The following is a 253-nucleotide window of genomic DNA, read 5'->3' on the forward strand; positions in this document are numbered from 1 at the left end:
AGTCCGATTATGAATAGGAAAAGCAAAAGTACCTTGTTCTAATCGCTTGTGATATAACACAAAACCACCTGTTTCCCAGTGTAAGAGTTTCATCTGATTACATCGACGATTGATAAAGACGTAGACACTTCCATTATGAGCGACTTGATTAAGCTCGTTTTGAACAAGACCACATAGACTATCGAAACTCTTGCGCATATCACAAGCTGATTTATACAAGTAGAATTGATGGCTACTACTCAGACTAAACATT

At 37.2% G+C, this 253-nt stretch carries 1 protein-coding gene; it reads right to left on the minus strand.

The window, feature by feature from the left end; genetic code table 11:
- On the minus strand, positions 1-252 hold a 252-nt coding region (gene tnpB, locus GOQ24_RS17030), incomplete at its 3' end, for an IS66 family insertion sequence element accessory protein TnpB (protein WP_160340063.1).
- Position 253 lies beyond the last annotated feature (1 nt).

The sequence above is a fragment of the Myroides sp. LoEW2-1 genome, from assembly GCF_009767705.1.
GTDB lineage: Bacteria > Bacteroidota > Bacteroidia > Flavobacteriales > Flavobacteriaceae > Flavobacterium > Flavobacterium album_A.